Origin of the sequence: Aeromonas schubertii (genome assembly GCF_000820105.1) — a bacterium.
GTDB lineage: Bacteria > Pseudomonadota > Gammaproteobacteria > Enterobacterales > Aeromonadaceae > Aeromonas > Aeromonas schubertii.
This window is the reverse complement of the sequence record NZ_CDDB01000077.1, coordinates 1-14,405: the sequence shown is the minus strand read 5'-3', so window position 1 is coordinate 14,405 and position 14,405 is coordinate 1. Positions and strand designations below refer to the sequence as shown.

12 protein-coding genes and 1 pseudogene are annotated in these 14,405 nt (G+C 59.6%); 4 read left to right on the top strand and 9 right to left on the bottom strand.

Annotated elements, in window-relative coordinates:
* Positions 1–187: 187 nt before the first annotated feature.
* The 5 genes from BN1133_RS19815 to argS form a co-directional block, all read right to left on the bottom strand.
* Complete coding sequence (locus BN1133_RS19815; protein WP_082178030.1) at positions 188–307, bottom strand: acetyltransferase; 120 nt, start codon at positions 305–307, stop codon at positions 188–190.
* 115 nt (positions 308–422) lie between these two features.
* Positions 423–1,751, bottom strand: coding sequence for an HslU--HslV peptidase ATPase subunit (gene hslU / locus BN1133_RS15645; protein ID WP_050667410.1), 1,329 nt, complete (start codon positions 1,749–1,751; stop codon positions 423–425).
* A 55-nt stretch (positions 1,752–1,806) separates the two neighbouring features.
* A complete protein-coding gene (gene hslV, locus BN1133_RS15640; RefSeq protein WP_050667409.1) occupies positions 1,807–2,340 on the bottom strand; it encodes an ATP-dependent protease subunit HslV in 534 nt (177 codons plus the stop codon).
* A 128-nt stretch (positions 2,341–2,468) separates the two neighbouring features.
* On the bottom strand, positions 2,469–3,266 hold the full coding sequence (locus BN1133_RS15635) for an SPOR domain-containing protein (RefSeq protein ID WP_050667408.1): 798 nt from the start codon (positions 3,264–3,266) through the stop codon (positions 2,469–2,471).
* Positions 3,267–3,269: 3 nt separating this feature from the next.
* Positions 3,270–5,015 carry an arginine--tRNA ligase gene (gene argS, locus BN1133_RS15630; RefSeq protein ID WP_050667407.1) on the bottom strand — a complete coding sequence of 582 codons (1,746 nt, stop codon included), beginning with the start codon at positions 5,013–5,015 and terminating at the stop codon, positions 3,270–3,272.
* Positions 5,016–5,293: 278 nt separating this feature from the next.
* On the opposite strand from argS, the gene BN1133_RS15625 reads away from it, so the two are divergent.
* Positions 5,294–5,857, top strand: a complete 564-nt coding sequence (locus BN1133_RS15625) for an LON peptidase substrate-binding domain-containing protein (RefSeq protein ID WP_050667406.1) — start codon at positions 5,294–5,296, stop codon at positions 5,855–5,857.
* A 63-nt stretch (positions 5,858–5,920) separates the two neighbouring features.
* Here the strand turns inward: BN1133_RS15625 and BN1133_RS15620 are convergent, their stop codons facing one another.
* The gene (locus BN1133_RS15620; RefSeq protein ID WP_050667405.1) at positions 5,921–7,912 is read right to left on the bottom strand and encodes an exoribonuclease II; all 1,992 of its coding nucleotides are present in this window, start codon (positions 7,910–7,912) and stop codon (positions 5,921–5,923) included.
* A gap of 86 nt (positions 7,913–7,998) precedes the next feature.
* On the opposite strand from BN1133_RS15620, the gene BN1133_RS15615 reads away from it, so the two are divergent.
* Both BN1133_RS15615 and uvrD read left to right on the top strand, forming a co-directional pair.
* Positions 7,999–9,096, top strand: coding sequence for an FUSC family protein (locus BN1133_RS15615; protein ID WP_050667404.1), 1,098 nt, complete (start codon positions 7,999–8,001; stop codon positions 9,094–9,096).
* Positions 9,097–9,174: 78 nt separating this feature from the next.
* Positions 9,175–11,346, top strand: a complete 2,172-nt coding sequence (uvrD, locus tag BN1133_RS15610; protein WP_050667403.1) for a DNA helicase II — start codon at positions 9,175–9,177, stop codon at positions 11,344–11,346.
* A 103-nt stretch (positions 11,347–11,449) separates the two neighbouring features.
* Here uvrD and BN1133_RS20165 read toward each other — a convergent pair whose 3' ends face one another.
* From BN1133_RS20165 to BN1133_RS19810, 3 genes are read right to left on the bottom strand one after another with little or no spacing between them, the layout of a single operon-like run.
* Positions 11,450–12,286 carry a hypothetical protein gene (locus BN1133_RS20165; RefSeq protein ID WP_153006756.1) on the bottom strand — a complete coding sequence of 279 codons (837 nt, stop codon included), beginning with the start codon at positions 12,284–12,286 and terminating at the stop codon, positions 11,450–11,452.
* 9 nt (positions 12,287–12,295) lie between these two features.
* Complete coding sequence (locus BN1133_RS20160) at positions 12,296–12,892, bottom strand: helix-turn-helix domain-containing protein (protein ID WP_153006757.1); 597 nt, start codon at positions 12,890–12,892, stop codon at positions 12,296–12,298.
* Positions 12,883–13,668, bottom strand: coding sequence for a TIGR04255 family protein (locus tag BN1133_RS19810; RefSeq protein WP_082178029.1), 786 nt, complete (start codon positions 13,666–13,668; stop codon positions 12,883–12,885). The genes BN1133_RS20160 and BN1133_RS19810 overlap by 10 nt, the downstream gene beginning before the upstream one ends.
* A 167-nt stretch (positions 13,669–13,835) precedes the next feature.
* Here BN1133_RS19810 and BN1133_RS15605 point away from each other — a divergent pair.
* Positions 13,836–14,378: pseudogene (locus tag BN1133_RS15605) on the top strand (transposase); the annotation flags it as partial.
* Positions 14,379–14,405 lie beyond the last annotated feature (27 nt).

The window sequence follows — 14,405 nt, the reverse complement described above, 5'->3', positions numbered from 1 at the left end:
GCCAGGCACCCAATTTGAAGATAAAAAGACCATCTCGTTTGAGATGGTCTTTTTGCATTTGCAGTTTTGAAAGGCTAGCGAGCCAATAAGAGGCTATCCCACTTGGGATGGCCTCTTTCTCTTTGGGGTTTGCTCACTCTCACCGAGCGACCGCGAGCTCGGCAGGCCCTGGTTTTCCATCCGCGCCTCACGGCGTGTTCACGGCGAGCGGCAGTACCATGCTCACCAGGTTATCCTCCATCGACACCTCTACCTTGAACCCGACCTTGCGCGCCAGGGTGACCATGCCCCGGTTACTCGGCACCATGCCGAGATCTTGCTGTAGGCTTCACGCCTACTGTTCCGCTCGGGAGGTTATCGCCATCAGGGAATAAAAAACGCCTCCCATCGGGAGGCGTTTTGATGTTGGTAAAATACTGAATTTATAGGATAAAACGGCTCAGATCCTCGTCTTCAATCAGTTTGCCGAGATGGGTGTTAACGTAGTCGGCGTCGATGGTGAAAGTCTGGCCCGATTTTTCAGAGGCATCAAAGGAGATCTCCTCCATCAGGCGCTCCATCACGGTATGCAGGCGGCGGGCGCCGATGTTCTCGGTGCGCTCGTTGACCTGCCAGGCGGCCTCGGCCAGGCGGCGGATGCCGTCCTGGGTGAAGGCGATGGTGACGCCCTCGGTGGCCATCAGGGCCTGGTACTGATCGGTCAGGGAGGCGTTCGGCTCGGTCAGGATACGTTCGAAGTCCTCTGTGGTCAGCGCCCCCAACTCGACCCGGATCGGCAGACGACCCTGCAGCTCGGGGATGAGATCAGACGGGCGGGCCACCTGGAAGGCACCGGAGGCGATAAACAGGATGTGGTCGGTCTTGACCATGCCGTGCTTGGTGTTGACGGTACAGCCTTCGATCAGCGGCAGCAGATCCCGTTGTACACCCTCACGGGAGACATCGGGGCCCGAGACTTCGCCGCGTTTGCAGATCTTGTCGATCTCGTCGATGAAGACGATGCCGTTGTTCTCCACCACTTCGATGGCTTTCTGCTTGAGCTCTTCCGGGTTGACCAGCTTGGCGGCCTCCTCCTCGGTCAGGGCCTTGATGGCCTCCTTGACCTTCATCTTGCGCTTCTTCTTCTGGCCCTGCCCCAGGTTCTGGAACAGTCCCTGCAGCTGGTTGGCCATCTCCTCCATACCCGGCGGGGTCATGATCTCCACGCCCATGGGGCTGGCGGAGAGCTCCAGCTCGATCTCCTTGTCATCGAGCTGCCCTTCACGCAGCTTCTTGCGGAAGATCTGGCGGGTGTTGGAGTTGTCGGCCTTCTCCTCTTCCCCCCAGGTGTTACGCGGGTTGGGCAACAAGGCATCGAGGATGCGCTCCTCGGCAGCCTCTTCGGCGCGGTACTTCATCTTTTCGACCTCGGTCTCGCGCACCAGCTTGATGGCGGCGTCGGTCAGATCGCGGATGATGCTGTCCACTTCCTTGCCCACATAGCCCACCTCGGTGAACTTGGTGGCCTCGACCTTGATGAAGGGGGCGTTGGCCAGCTTGGCCAGGCGGCGGGCGATCTCGGTCTTGCCCACGCCGGTCGGGCCAATCATCAGGATGTTTTTGGGGGTCACTTCATGGCGCATCTCTTCATTGAGTTGCATGCGGCGCCAGCGGTTACGCAGGGCCACGGCTACCGCGCGCTTGGCGTCGGCCTGGCCGATGATGTGACGGTCCAGCTCGTGAACGATTTCTCTCGGGGTCATCTCGGACATGATGGGATTCCTGTGTCGGGGGCGGCGTGGCCGCCCCGCAGAATGGGGGGAGCGCTTATTTCGGCTGGTAATCCAGCACCTCTATGGTGTGGTGCTGGTTGGTGAAGACGCAGATGTCGCCGGCGATCTTGAGGGCCTTCTCGACGATGCTCTTGGCATCGAGATCCGTGTTCTCCAGCAGGGCGGTGGCGGCGGATTGGGCGAAGTTGCCCCCCGAACCGATGGCGATCAGATCCTGCTCCGGCTGCACCACGTCACCGTTGCCGGTGATGATGAAAGACTTGTTCTCGTCGGCCACGGCCAGCAGAGCCTCGAGGCGGCGCAGGGCGCGGTCGGTGCGCCACTCCTTGGCCAGGGCCACGGCGGCCCGCTCCAGGTTGCCCTGATGGGCTTGCAGTTTGGCCTCGAAGCGCTCGAGCAGGGTAAAGGCGTCGGCGGTACCGCCGGCAAACCCGGCCAGCACCTTGCCGTTGTAGAGGCGGTGGACCTTGCGGGCATTGCCCTTCATGACGGTGTTACCCAGGGAAACCTGGCCATCGCCACCGATGACGACCTGACCGTTACGGCGAACTGAAACTATGGTGGTCACTTGCTGTACCTCGCTTGGGGCCACGACCCCGGAGGCGGGGTCAACTGTGCATGAGAAGAGAGGTGGGGGCGCAGGAGGATTTTTTCAAGGCAAAAAAACGCCGGCGATGCCGGCGTCATGATACGGGATTACTGTTTGCGGGGAATGCAGCCGCTGATGCCGGAGGCCTGCAACCGCTTGTTGGCCGCATCGGCGGCCGCCTTGCCGTTGAAGGGGCCCACCACCACCTTGTAGACGGTGCCATTGGCGCCGTTCACGCTCTGCAGGCTGGAGGAGAGACCGGCGGTAAAGGCGATACGCGCCTTGAGCGACTCGGCGGCGTCCTGTGAGCGCAGGGCGGCGCACTGCATCATGTAGCGTCCGCTGTCGGCACTGGCGGCGGCCGCCTTGGCCTTCTCGGCCTGCTCCCGCTCCAGCTCGGCGCGTAGCTCGCGCTCCATCCGTTCCCGCTCGGCCTTGCGGTCGATCACCTGCTCCTGGGCCGTGGCAACCGGGGCGCCGGTGGCGGGTTTGGGGGCGGTAACCGGGGTGCCCGGCTGCGGTACACGAGTCTCCACCGGCTTGGGAAGGCGTTCGGGCTGCAGTGTAACCGTCTCGGCAGGAGGGGGAGGCAGCACACCCGGCTGGGGAGGCGGCTCGACGATGTCGACCTGCTTGTTCTCCAGCCGCTCCATGTAGCTCCACTTCTCCTGGGGCAGTGCCGGCTTGTCGGACTTGGGCTTGTTGGCCCGTACCTGCTCCTCGATGGAGGGGGACGAATCCCCCTTGCCATTGATCACATACAGGAAGCCGCCGAAGCCGGCCAGCAATACCCCAAGCACCAGCACAGGGATGAGCGGGAAGCTGCGCTTGGGCGCCGCCCGCTTGCTGTTACGTCCACCGGCCCTTCTGCGCGAGCCGTTGCCGACATAATCCCGTGTCGCCATGGATTACATGCGCTCCAGGGTGTGAATGCCCAGTACGTCCAGACCCAGCTTGAGCACCTTGGCGGTGGCGGCACAGAGCAACAGGCGGCTCTGACGGGTTGCCTCGTCCACCCCGTCCTTGTTGATCGGGCAGGCTTCGTAGAAGGTCATGAAGTTGCCAGAGAGCTCGTACAGATAGGTACAGAGCAGGTGCGGCATCCCCTTGTCGGCCACGCCGTTGACCGCGTCGGAGAACTGGATCAGCTTCTGGGCCAGGGTCTCTTCGGCGTCTTCGGTCAGGGTGATGGAGCCGGTCAGGGTCGCCGGATCCACCTCGGCCTTGCGGAAGATGGACTGGATACGGGTATAGGCATACTGCAGATAGGGGGCGGTGTTGCCCTCAAACGACAGCATCAGATCCCAGTCGAACACATAGTCGGTGGTGCGGTTCTTGGAGAGATCCGCGTACTTCACCGCGCCCATGGCGATGGCGTTGATCACCTTGGCGCGCTCCTCACCCTGGATGTCGCTGCTGCGGCTCTCGAGCAGGGCGGTGGCGCGCTCCTCGGCTTCGTTGAGCAGGTCGACCAGCTTGACGGTGCCGCCGGAACGGGTCTTGTAGGGACGGCCATCCTTGCCCAGCATCATGCCGAAGGCGTGGTGCTCGAGGGGCACGGACTCGGGCACATAGCCGGCGTTGCGGGTGATGGTCCAGGCCTGCATCAGGTGCTGGTGCTGACGGGAGTCGATGAAGTACATGACCCGGTCTGCCTTGAGGGTTTCATAGCGGTACTTGGCGCAGGCGATGTCGGTGGTGGTGTAGAGGAAGCCACCGTCACGCTTCTGGATGATGACCCCCATGGGCTCGCCATCCTTGTTCTTGTACTCGTCCAGGTAGACCACCAGGGCACCGTCATCCTCGACCGCCAGGCCGCGCGCCTTCAGATCCTCGGCGATGGCGGGGAGCATGTCGTTGTACATGGACTCGCCCATGATGTCCTTGTTGGTCAGGGAGACGTTCAGGCGATCGTAGTTGCGCTGGTTCTGCTCCATGGTCATGTCGACCAGCTTCTTCCACATGGTACGGCAGTACTCATCGCCACTCTGCAGTTTCACCACATAGGCGCGGGCGCGCTCGGCGAAGGCTTCGTCTTCGTCATAGTAGCGCTTGGCCTGGGTGTAGAAGGCTTCCAGATCGCGAAGCTCCATGTCGGAGGCGTGCTCGTTCTCCATCTTCTCCAGATAGGCGATCAGCATGCCGAACTGGGTGCCCCAGTCGCCGATGTGGTTGGCGCGCACCACGTCGTGGCCGAGAAACTCCAGGGCGCGCACCGCCACGTCACCGAGGACGGTGGAGCGAATGTGGTGCACCGCCATCTCTTTGGCGACGTTCGGGGCCGAGTAGTCGACCACCACGCGCTGGGGCGCCGGCAGCTTCACGTTGGCCTTGGGGCTGGCGTTGATGGCCTCGATCTGGCCGGCCAGCCAAGCCTTGTCGAAGAAGAAGTTGATGAAGCCGGGGCCGGCAATCTCCACCTTGGCCACCTGGCTGGAGGCGGGCAGGTGCTCGATGATGGCCGTGGCCAGCTCACGGGGGTTCTTGCCGGCCGGCTTGGCCAGCAGCATCGCCAGGTTGGTGGCCAGGTCGCCGTGAGCCTTCTCCTTGCATCGATCGACTTGAATACGGGCCTCCAGGTCGGCCGGCAGCAGACCGGCGGATTTCAGGTTGGCAACCGTCTGTTCAAGTAGATGATGAATATGCTCTTTCATAACTGACCACCAATGGTTATGCGTCGAAACGTGACTTGAGTTTAAGGGCGTGAATTTTACCCGTAACGGGCCGAGAAAACCACCACACGGGCGGGGTGGAGGGGGCGCGAGCAGGCATCTTCACTGGTATGGGGCACCCATTTCCGCAGGATATTTCGGATAAGTGGTGCTTATCCATTTTTACTGCATATCCAAACGGTTTAACAGTCAGATTTCGCCTTTCTTTTATAATAGTGACAGTGGATCGCGCTGTATCGGTATCAAGGCCGGAGTCTCTGATGGAGCTACCTCTCTTTCCCCTCACCGCACACCTGCTGCCCGGCGGCATCATGCCCATGCGTATCTTCGAGCCTCGCTATCAGCGCCTGGTCGCCCAGGCTTCCACTCATGGCTTCGTCCTCTGCATGCTCGATCCCCAGGCGTCACAAGCGCTCCGCAACATGTTGCCCATCGGTACCCGGGTCGAGATCGTCGACTTCGACCTGCTGGACGACGGCCTGCTCGGCATTACGGTGCGCGGAGTGGAGCGGGTGCGGATCGGCGAGGTGCGCCAGGAGGCAGATGGCCTGCGTTGGGGTGAGGTGGCGGCACTTCCCCCCTGGCCACCGGTGGCTGTATCACCGGCCTTTACGCCTTTGGTGGAGAAGCTCAGGGAGGTGTTTGACGACTACCCCGAATACGGCGCCCTCTATCGAGAGCCCCACTGGGAGGATGGCTGTTGGGTGGCCCAGCGCTGGCTCGAGATGCTGCCACTCTCTCCCCATCAGAAGCAGTGGTTGCTGGGGGAAGAGAGCTGTGCCCCGGTTCAGGCCCTGCTGGAGCGACTGGTGCAGCGGGGGTGAGTCTGGTCATCTGCCTGCCGGCATAAAACAGAGAGCCCGGCGCAGGCCGGGCTCTCGGGGGCATTACTCGGCAGCCGGGGTGTCGGCGGCCGGCGCCTCGGGCAGCGGGCCCGGTACTATGGCCACGGCGGGCTTGGCGACCACGGAGCGGGTCTCTTCCACCACCTCGGCCAGCTTCACGGCGAGGGTCTGGCCCAGCTCCATGATCGGCTCCTTGTCGAGGAAGACACGGCCGCTGTCCCAGTTGCACTCCAGGCGATCCTTGTTGTCGAGGATCAGCTTGGCCGGCACGAAGGCGACGGCGCCGTTCTCGCGCAGTCGCACCTTGAGACCGGCACGCATCACGTCGATGATCTCGCCCTCGAACACAGTGTCGGTGGCGACCAGGGGGGCCAGGAAGCGGGCATAGAGCCAGTCGGCGATGTCGCGCTCCACCATGCGGTGCAGGCGGCGGCAGTCGGTCAGGTGCTGGGTCAGCTCCTCGCTCGGGCGTGCGCCCGGTTGCTGGCCGGCGATGACGGCTTTGAGCAGGCGATGGTTGACCATGTCACCGTATTTACGGATCGGCGAGGTCCAGGTGGCGTAGGCATCCAGACCCAGGCCGTAGTGGGCTCCCGGCTCGGCCGACATCAGGGCATAGCTCTGGAAGCGGCGGATCTTGCCGTCCAGCCAGCGGGTGTCGAGGCCGTCGATCCAGCGGCGCAGGGCGCAGAAGCCCGACAGACTGGCGATCTCTTCCTTCTCGAACGGGGCCTTGGCGCTCTTGAGCAGCTCGATGGCGCCGTCGAGGGAGTCCTCGTCAAAGCCGCTGTGGACGTTGAAGATGCCGTAGCCGACGGTCTTGCCCAGCACGCGGCCGGCGCAGATGTTGGCGGCGATCATCGACTCTTCCACCATGCGGTTGGCGAGGCGGCGCGGCGACATATGGATGGCCAGCACGGCGCCGTTCTCACCCAGCTCGAAGTCGTAGTCGGGACGGTCCGGGAACACCAGGGCGTGCTCGGTGCGCCAGTTGATGCGCGCCTCTGTCATGGCTTTCATCAGCGGCAGCTGGGCCAGCACGGCGGCGTCCACGTCCAGCGGCTTGTCGTGCTCAAAGAGATCCGAGACGTCGTCATAGTTGAGACGGGCGCGCGAGCGGATGCGGGCGGCGAAGAACTCGGTCTGCTCGTCCAGCAGGCCATCCTTGTGGATGGTCAGGCGGGCGCACAGGGTGTTGCGCTCTTCGCCCTCTTTCAGGGAACAGAGCTCGTCGGAGAGGGTGCGCGGGATCATGGGCACGTTGCGCCCCGGCATGTAGACGGTGAAGGCACGCTGGGCGGCCTCCTTGTCCAGCTCGCTCCCTTCGGCCACGAAGGCGGTCGGGTCGGCGATGGCGACCAGCAGCTCCCAGCCTTGCTCGGTCTCACGGATGGCGAGGGCGTCATCCATGTCCTTGGTCTTGGGGCCGTCGATGGTGAAGAAGGCGACGTCGGTGAGATCCTGGCGCGGCAGATCCGCCTCCAGATCTTGCCACTCGGGCAGGTCGGCCGGCTCGATCTGGGCCAGGTTGTGGCGCGCCAGCACCACCCACCAGGGCACGTTGTGGTCTTCCTTGTCGGCGATCTTGTGGGTGATCTCGGCGAAGAAGCCGTTGTCATTGAGGGCGTGACGCTTGAGGGTCGCCACCACCCAGTCCCCTTCCTTGAAATCCTTCTCGTCCAGCCCCTTCTTCGGGCGGGCCTTCATCGCCTCCTTCATGTTGGGGTGATCCGGCACCACGTTGAGGCGATCGCGGAACATCTTCACGCGGGCCACGAAGCGGGTCAGGGAGGCCTCCAGCAGTTCATCCGGCTCGGCCACCTCCTTCTCGTTCTCGGTGCGGATCAGGGCGACCACGCGGTCACCGTGCAGCACCTTCTTCATGTAGGGAGGGGGCACGAAGTAGCTGGTCTTCTCATCGACCTCGAGGAAACCGAAACCCCGGTCAGAGGCGCGGATCACGCCCTCTTTCTTGGGGATATTCTCGCGGATTTGTTGCTTGAGCTGGGCCAGCAGCGGATTGTCTTGGAACATAATGGGGAACCTGATGGATTAACGCCCAGCACTATACGGCCTTGGCCCCCTCATGCCAAGAAACGCACCGTGGACGGCGCCATCTTATGGCTTATAATTTCGCCCTTTCCTCCTGGCTCGAGTCCATCATGGTCCGCCACAGCCCCATCTCGCTGTTGCAGCAGCGCTTCTATCGCCACTACCGCCTCATCCACGGGGTGCGCCTGGCCTTTGCCTTCATGGTGACCCTGTCGTTGATACGGCTGATCAAGCTCCCCAACGATGCCTGGAGCCTGGTAACCATGGTGGTGATCCTGGGCCCGCTCCCCTATTGGGGCAACATAGTCACCCGCACCTGGCACAGGGTGCTCGGCACCTGTGTCGGGGCTGCCCTGGGCATGGTCGCCCTCTACCTGCTGGGGAGTCTGCCCTGGCTCGGTATGATCTGGTGCGCCGCCGTCATGGTGGCGTGTGGCTATGTGGCCCTCGGCAAGCGCCCCTATGTGGGGCTGTTGCTCGGCATCACCCTGGCGGTGATCGTGGGGCCTCACCCCTCCTCGATGGAGGCCGCCCTGTGGCGGGCCGGTGATGTGCTGGTGGGGGCCCTCATCGCCATCGTGCTGGCGGCCATCTGGCCCCACAAGGCCTACCTGCACTGGCGCATGAAGCTGGCCAGCCAGCTGCGGGCCACCGCCCTGCTCTATCGCAGCGCCCTCTCACCCAACCTGCTGGCTCCTCCGCCCCTTGAGGGGCAGCGCAGCCGACTGATGGGAGAGCTGGTGAAGCTGCGCCCCCTGATGGCCCCGGCAGCCCGGGAGAGCGGTGCCCCGCTCAAGGGGATGGAGCAGATCCAGCGCGGGCTGCGCAACCTGGTGGCTCAGCTCGAGCTGCTCGGCAGCGCCTTCTGGGCCAATCGGGAGAGCCACTTCACCCTGCTCGGGGACGAGTTGCTGCGCCGGGCACACCAGCGCATTGGGGATCTCATCGATCAGCTGGCCCAGCTGGCCATCGACGGGCAGCTCAGCCACGACCTGCTCGGTGAGCTGGCTCAGGTGGAGGCAGACCTGCGGGGCCTGCTGGCAAGCGGCGGCCGCACCCCCGAGGTGGCGGGTTACCTCTGGCTCAACCTGGCCCTTATCGATCAGCTGCGAACCCTGCAACGGGATCTGCTGGGGGTGCTCAATCACCCCGGCGGGGCAGAATAGGGGGAAAGGCGCGTGGCGTTGGTCATCGGGCCGCCACTTCCGTATAATCGCCGCCTGTATAAATAAACAGGAGTGGTGATGGACGTTTCAAGCCTGCTCGATGGCCTCAACGACAAGCAACGGGATGCGGTGGCGGCACCGCGCGGCAACCTGCTGGTACTGGCGGGGGCCGGCTCGGGCAAGACCCGGGTGCTGGTGCACCGTATCGCCTGGCTGATGCAGGTAGAGCGCTGCTCGCCCTTCTCCATCCTGGCGGTGACCTTCACCAACAAGGCGGCGGCCGAGATGCGCGGCCGGGTCGAGCGAGTGATCGGCACCGATCAGCGCGGCATGTGGATTGGCACCTTCCACGGCATTGCCCACCGCCTGCTGCGCGCCCACCACCTGGACGCCGGCCTGCCCCAGGACTTCCAGATCCTCGACTCGGACGATCAGTACCGCCTCATTCGCCGGGTCATCAAGGCGCTCAACCTCGACGAGAAGCACTGGGCCCCGCGCGAGGTGATGGGGTACATCAACCGCAAGAAAGACGAGGGGCTGCGCCCCGGCGACATCGATCTCTACGGCGACCCGGTCACCCGCACCTACCAGAAGATCTACCAGACCTACCAGGAGACCTGCGATCGCGCCGGCCTGGTGGACTTTGCCGAACTCTTGTTGCGTGCCCACGAGCTGTGGCTCTATCGCCCCCACATCCTCGAGCACTACCGGGATCGCTTCCAGAACATACTGGTGGACGAATTCCAGGACACCAACGGCGTGCAGTACGCCTGGCTGCGCATGCTGGCCGGCGACACCGGCAAGGTGATGATCGTGGGCGACGACGACCAGTCTATCTACGGCTGGCGCGGCGCCAAAATCGAGAACATCCAGCGCTTTCTCACCGACTACCCGGGCGCCGAGACCATCCGTCTCGAGCAGAACTACCGCTCCACCGCCACCATCCTCAAGGCCGCCAACTGCGTCATCGCCAACAACGCCGAGCGCCTCGGCAAGGAGCTGTGGACCGAGGGGGCCGAGGGCGAGCCGATTTCCCTCTACGCCGCCTTCAACGAGGTGGACGAGGCCCGCTTCGTGGTGGGGCGCCTGAAAGAGTGGCGTGACAAGGGGGGCATGCTGGCCGACTGCGCCATCCTCTATCGCTCCAACGCCCAGTCCCGCATTCTGGAAGAGGCCCTGATGCAGGACGCCATGCCCTATCGCATCTACGGCGGCCTGCGCTTCTTCGAGCGCCAGGAGATCAAGGACGCGCTGGCCTACCTGCGCCTTATCAACAACCGTGGCGATGACGCCAGCTTCGAGCGGGTGGTCAACACCCCGACCCGTGGCATCGGTGATCGCACCCTCGACATCATCCGTGGCCACGCCCGGGATCGCGGCCTCAACCTGTGGCAGGCGTCGCGCGAGCTGCTCGCGGACAAGGTGCTCTCGGGCCGTGCCGGCAACGCGGTGCGCGGCTTCGTCGATCTCATCGACGGCCTCGAGGAGCAGGTGGGCCTGTTGCCCCTGCACCAGCAGGCGGACATCACCATCCAGAACTCGGGCCTCAAAGCCATGTACCTGGCCGAGAAGGGCGAGAAATCCCAGGCGCGGGTCGAGAACCTGGACGAACTGGTGACCGCCTGCCGCCAGTTCACCCGCCCCGAAGAGGCAGACGAGATGAGCGATCTCTCGGCCTTCCTGGCCAATGCGGCGCTCGAGGCCGGTGAGGGCCAGGCCGACGAGCACGCCGACGCGGTGCAGTTGATGACGCTGCACAGCGCCAAGGGGCTCGAGTTCCCCCTGGTCTTCATGGTGGGGGTGGAAGAGGGCATGTTCCCGAGCCAGCAGACCACCGAAGAGGCCGGACGCCTCGAGGAGGAGCGGCGCCTCTGTTATGTCGGCATGACCCGCGCCATGGAGAAGCTCTACCTCTGTTATGCCGAGAGCCGCCGCATCTACGGCCGCGAGATGTTCCACAAGCCGAGCCGCTTCATCCGCGAGATGCCCGCCGAGTGTCTGGAGGAGATCCGCCTGCGCACCCAGGTCAGCCGCCCCACCCAATATGGCCGCTTCAGCCAGAACGAGGTGCAGCAGAGCTTCACCCAGAGCGGCTTCAACCTGGGCCAGCGGGTGCTCCATCCCAAGTTTGGCGAAGGCACTGTGCTCAACTTCGAGGGGGTCGGCCCCCAGAGCCGGGTGCAGATCCACTTCGACGACGCCGGCGCCAAGTGGCTGGTGGCGGCGTATGCCAGATTGGAAGCGCTTTGATTGTTCCTGCCTTTTGAAATAATCAACCCGGCTTAGGCCGGGTTGGAATGATGTAATATAGTCCTACAATATGGACAATTTCGTGAATAATAAATGATGCTAGTTATATACCCGGCTGTACTTCTGCGGGTAGCTCTTCTGTATTAGTACGATATGACAAATAATCCAAATGAAATCTAGTCATCCCTTCCAAGACCTCCATACTAATCTGCTTTTTTTCTCTAACAACAGCATGTGTAACATTAATGCCAGCAGCTATTAGTAGCTCTTTATAACGGTCTATTTTACTCTGAGCAATGACAGCATCTCCATTATTAGTCAATGCGCCAAGCAGCTGCACCTGATATTGCTCCCCTTGGTTAAGCTCACGATTTGGATTAAGTCTAATATAGATCCCATATAAGTGAGCATTAGATTGCTGTGCAGCAGCCTTTAGTTTTTTCTCAGAGCGTTTAAGAAGATCATTAAACGATGTAGGCAGCGCGGGCCGGTCATAATGCTCTCCCAACCAGTTTCTATAGCTTCTTTCTTCCTGTACCCCCCAAGTTACAGAATCAAGATAACTAATTTCTAATAAATTCGACTTGGGTGTAAAAACCTTCTCTAAGATACTGATTCTAAATGAGATCTCACAAACTGCCTCGCTATTAACTTTAGTTACGTAAGTATCTAGTAGTCTTGGATGTGAGTTATAACTTTTCTGAGGATCCCTGCTTTCAACAATTCTTGCTATCAGCAGTTGAACTGATGGAACTTCATTTCTAGCTATATCACAAGACTGAGATGCAACAAGCAGAACAAAGTCCTCTTCAGCTAGCTTAACCTTGTCGATATCAATACATATAGTATCTTTCATCTCCAACAAGATAAGAGCTTGCTGCTTTTCAATAATACAGCCTTGTAACCACCCCTTCGCCTCTAAATCACTTCCAAAGTTCATATCACCTACCTAAGCAAAGGGGTCGTCAATGATATCAAAATCAGCAGTCAACATTAAGCCAGAGCCAAAGTAAAGCAAGTCATCAACATCAACATTATCTTTTTGCAGCTTGCTTAAAATTTGTTCTTTAACCTCAAGGTTCAATTTTGATATTTCTGGGTAACCATTACTAAGCCATGTTCTCAATATATTATGCTGAGCGACCAATCGCAGCAACTTTGTTTTGTTCGGTTTAGTATTTCCATGCTGCCAATTATGAAGTGTCTTACGAGTTGTTTTTAAAATGCTCGCAAGTTCTTCATCTGCTAATCCAATACCACTTTTCAACTCACTCAAGCGTTTTATTAATACCTCTTGCTGAGGAGAATTTTTATCTGAATCTGCCGTACAGCGTTTAACGAGAATATCGTCTAAACCCCTCTTAGTATAGGCCCAGAACTGAGGCTGACCTGAACGGTAACTACTAATAAGATCAAAAACCTCAGAAGTACTGGGGCGATGACAGGTACGATGCACCGCTGATTGATACGCACGCATACCAGAAGCGGCTAAGTTTTGCATCTCACTTATGTTGTAATTAGCATATGTGTTATCTGCTACCGCCATACTTCATTCCTTGCATACGGAGTTGTTGCATCCCAAAACGCCGTTCTCGACGCTTCATGTAAACCACCCAATGTTTGTAGAATATTGTCTACTTCAAAGTCAATCGGGTTATTCGGATCTTGCCAAAAATGGTCAAAATCTAAAATAATCCTTAATTTAGGGCTTTCGTCCGCTTTGATATTCAACCCGATTGAAGACAAGTCATCAGGAAGAACCTGCGGTGTAACTACCTGAAAAGTCCTAATCATAAGGTGAGTTTTACCTGTTGTAATTAGATATTCCTGGCGTTTAAAGCCTTTTCGACCAATGTCACTAAAGGTATCATCAAACAATAACTGAGGAGCTATGAGTTTTGATAAACCCGCGTCTCCACCATCGGGGGAAACGATATTATCGCAATATCGCAGCCCAACCCTAGTGTATATTGCTGGATTAATTACTTTTTTCAGGACTTCAACTATGTGTTTAACTTCTTTTTCAAAACCATCAAATCTGTCGTATTTAGTTGTGGCATAAACAACTCTATTTTGATCAATGTCCACAACTCTTTGGCTGTCTTTAGACGAAAATTGCCATCTCTCTATATCTGAAAAATCAACTTGGTCAAGACTCACATTTACAGCTTTGTCAACTACAGCGTTGAAGTTTGGAAACTCTCCACGAAGTTGATCGTGAAGTTCTGGAATATACTTCTTCACGTTTAGAATTGGTGAATATCTTACCTCTACGAGGACAAGTTCCAACGGGTGGTTGTTTAACTTCTTGTAGTCTGACATGTCAATGCACCTTTGAGAGACCCTTTAAGAGCATTATTACACAACAAATTACACATTGCTTGTGCTTTTAGACAGGCAGAAACTGGCAGAGATTCTGGGACACCCACCATTTTGACAGAGGCGTAATGGCCTGCTTGGCTTGAGGCATCACTGCCGAGGAACTCGCTATGACCATCGCCCGTTCACGTCAAATCAGTTTGCAGGATACGCCCTACTACCACGTGGTGAGCCGCTGCGTGCGGCGGGCCTTTCTGTGTGGGGAAGATGCTCACTCGGGGCAGAGCTACGAGCATCGCCGTCAGTGGGTGGTTGACCGGCTGGGTCAGCTGTCGCGGCTCTTTGCCATCGGTATCTGCGCCTACGCGGTGATGAGCAACCACTACCACCTGGTGCTGAAAGTGGATGCCGAGCAGGCGCAGGGCTGGAGCGAGCGGGAGGTGGCCGAGCGCTGGGCCGGGCTGTTCCAGTGGCCACTGCTGGTGCGGCGCTGGTATCAGGGGGATGCCCTGATTGAGCCAGAGCTCTCGGTAGTGCAGGGGCTGATAGAGGAGTGGCGTGGGCGACTCTACTCCATCAGCTGGTTCGTGCGCCTGCTCAACGAAGGGTTGGCTCGCCAAGCTAATCAGGAAGATAGCTGCAAGGGTCACTTCTGGGAGGGGCGCTTCAAGAGCCAGGCCCTGCTGACGGAGTCGGCGCTGCTCGCCTGCATGAGAGATTTGATCTGACCCAGCAATCGT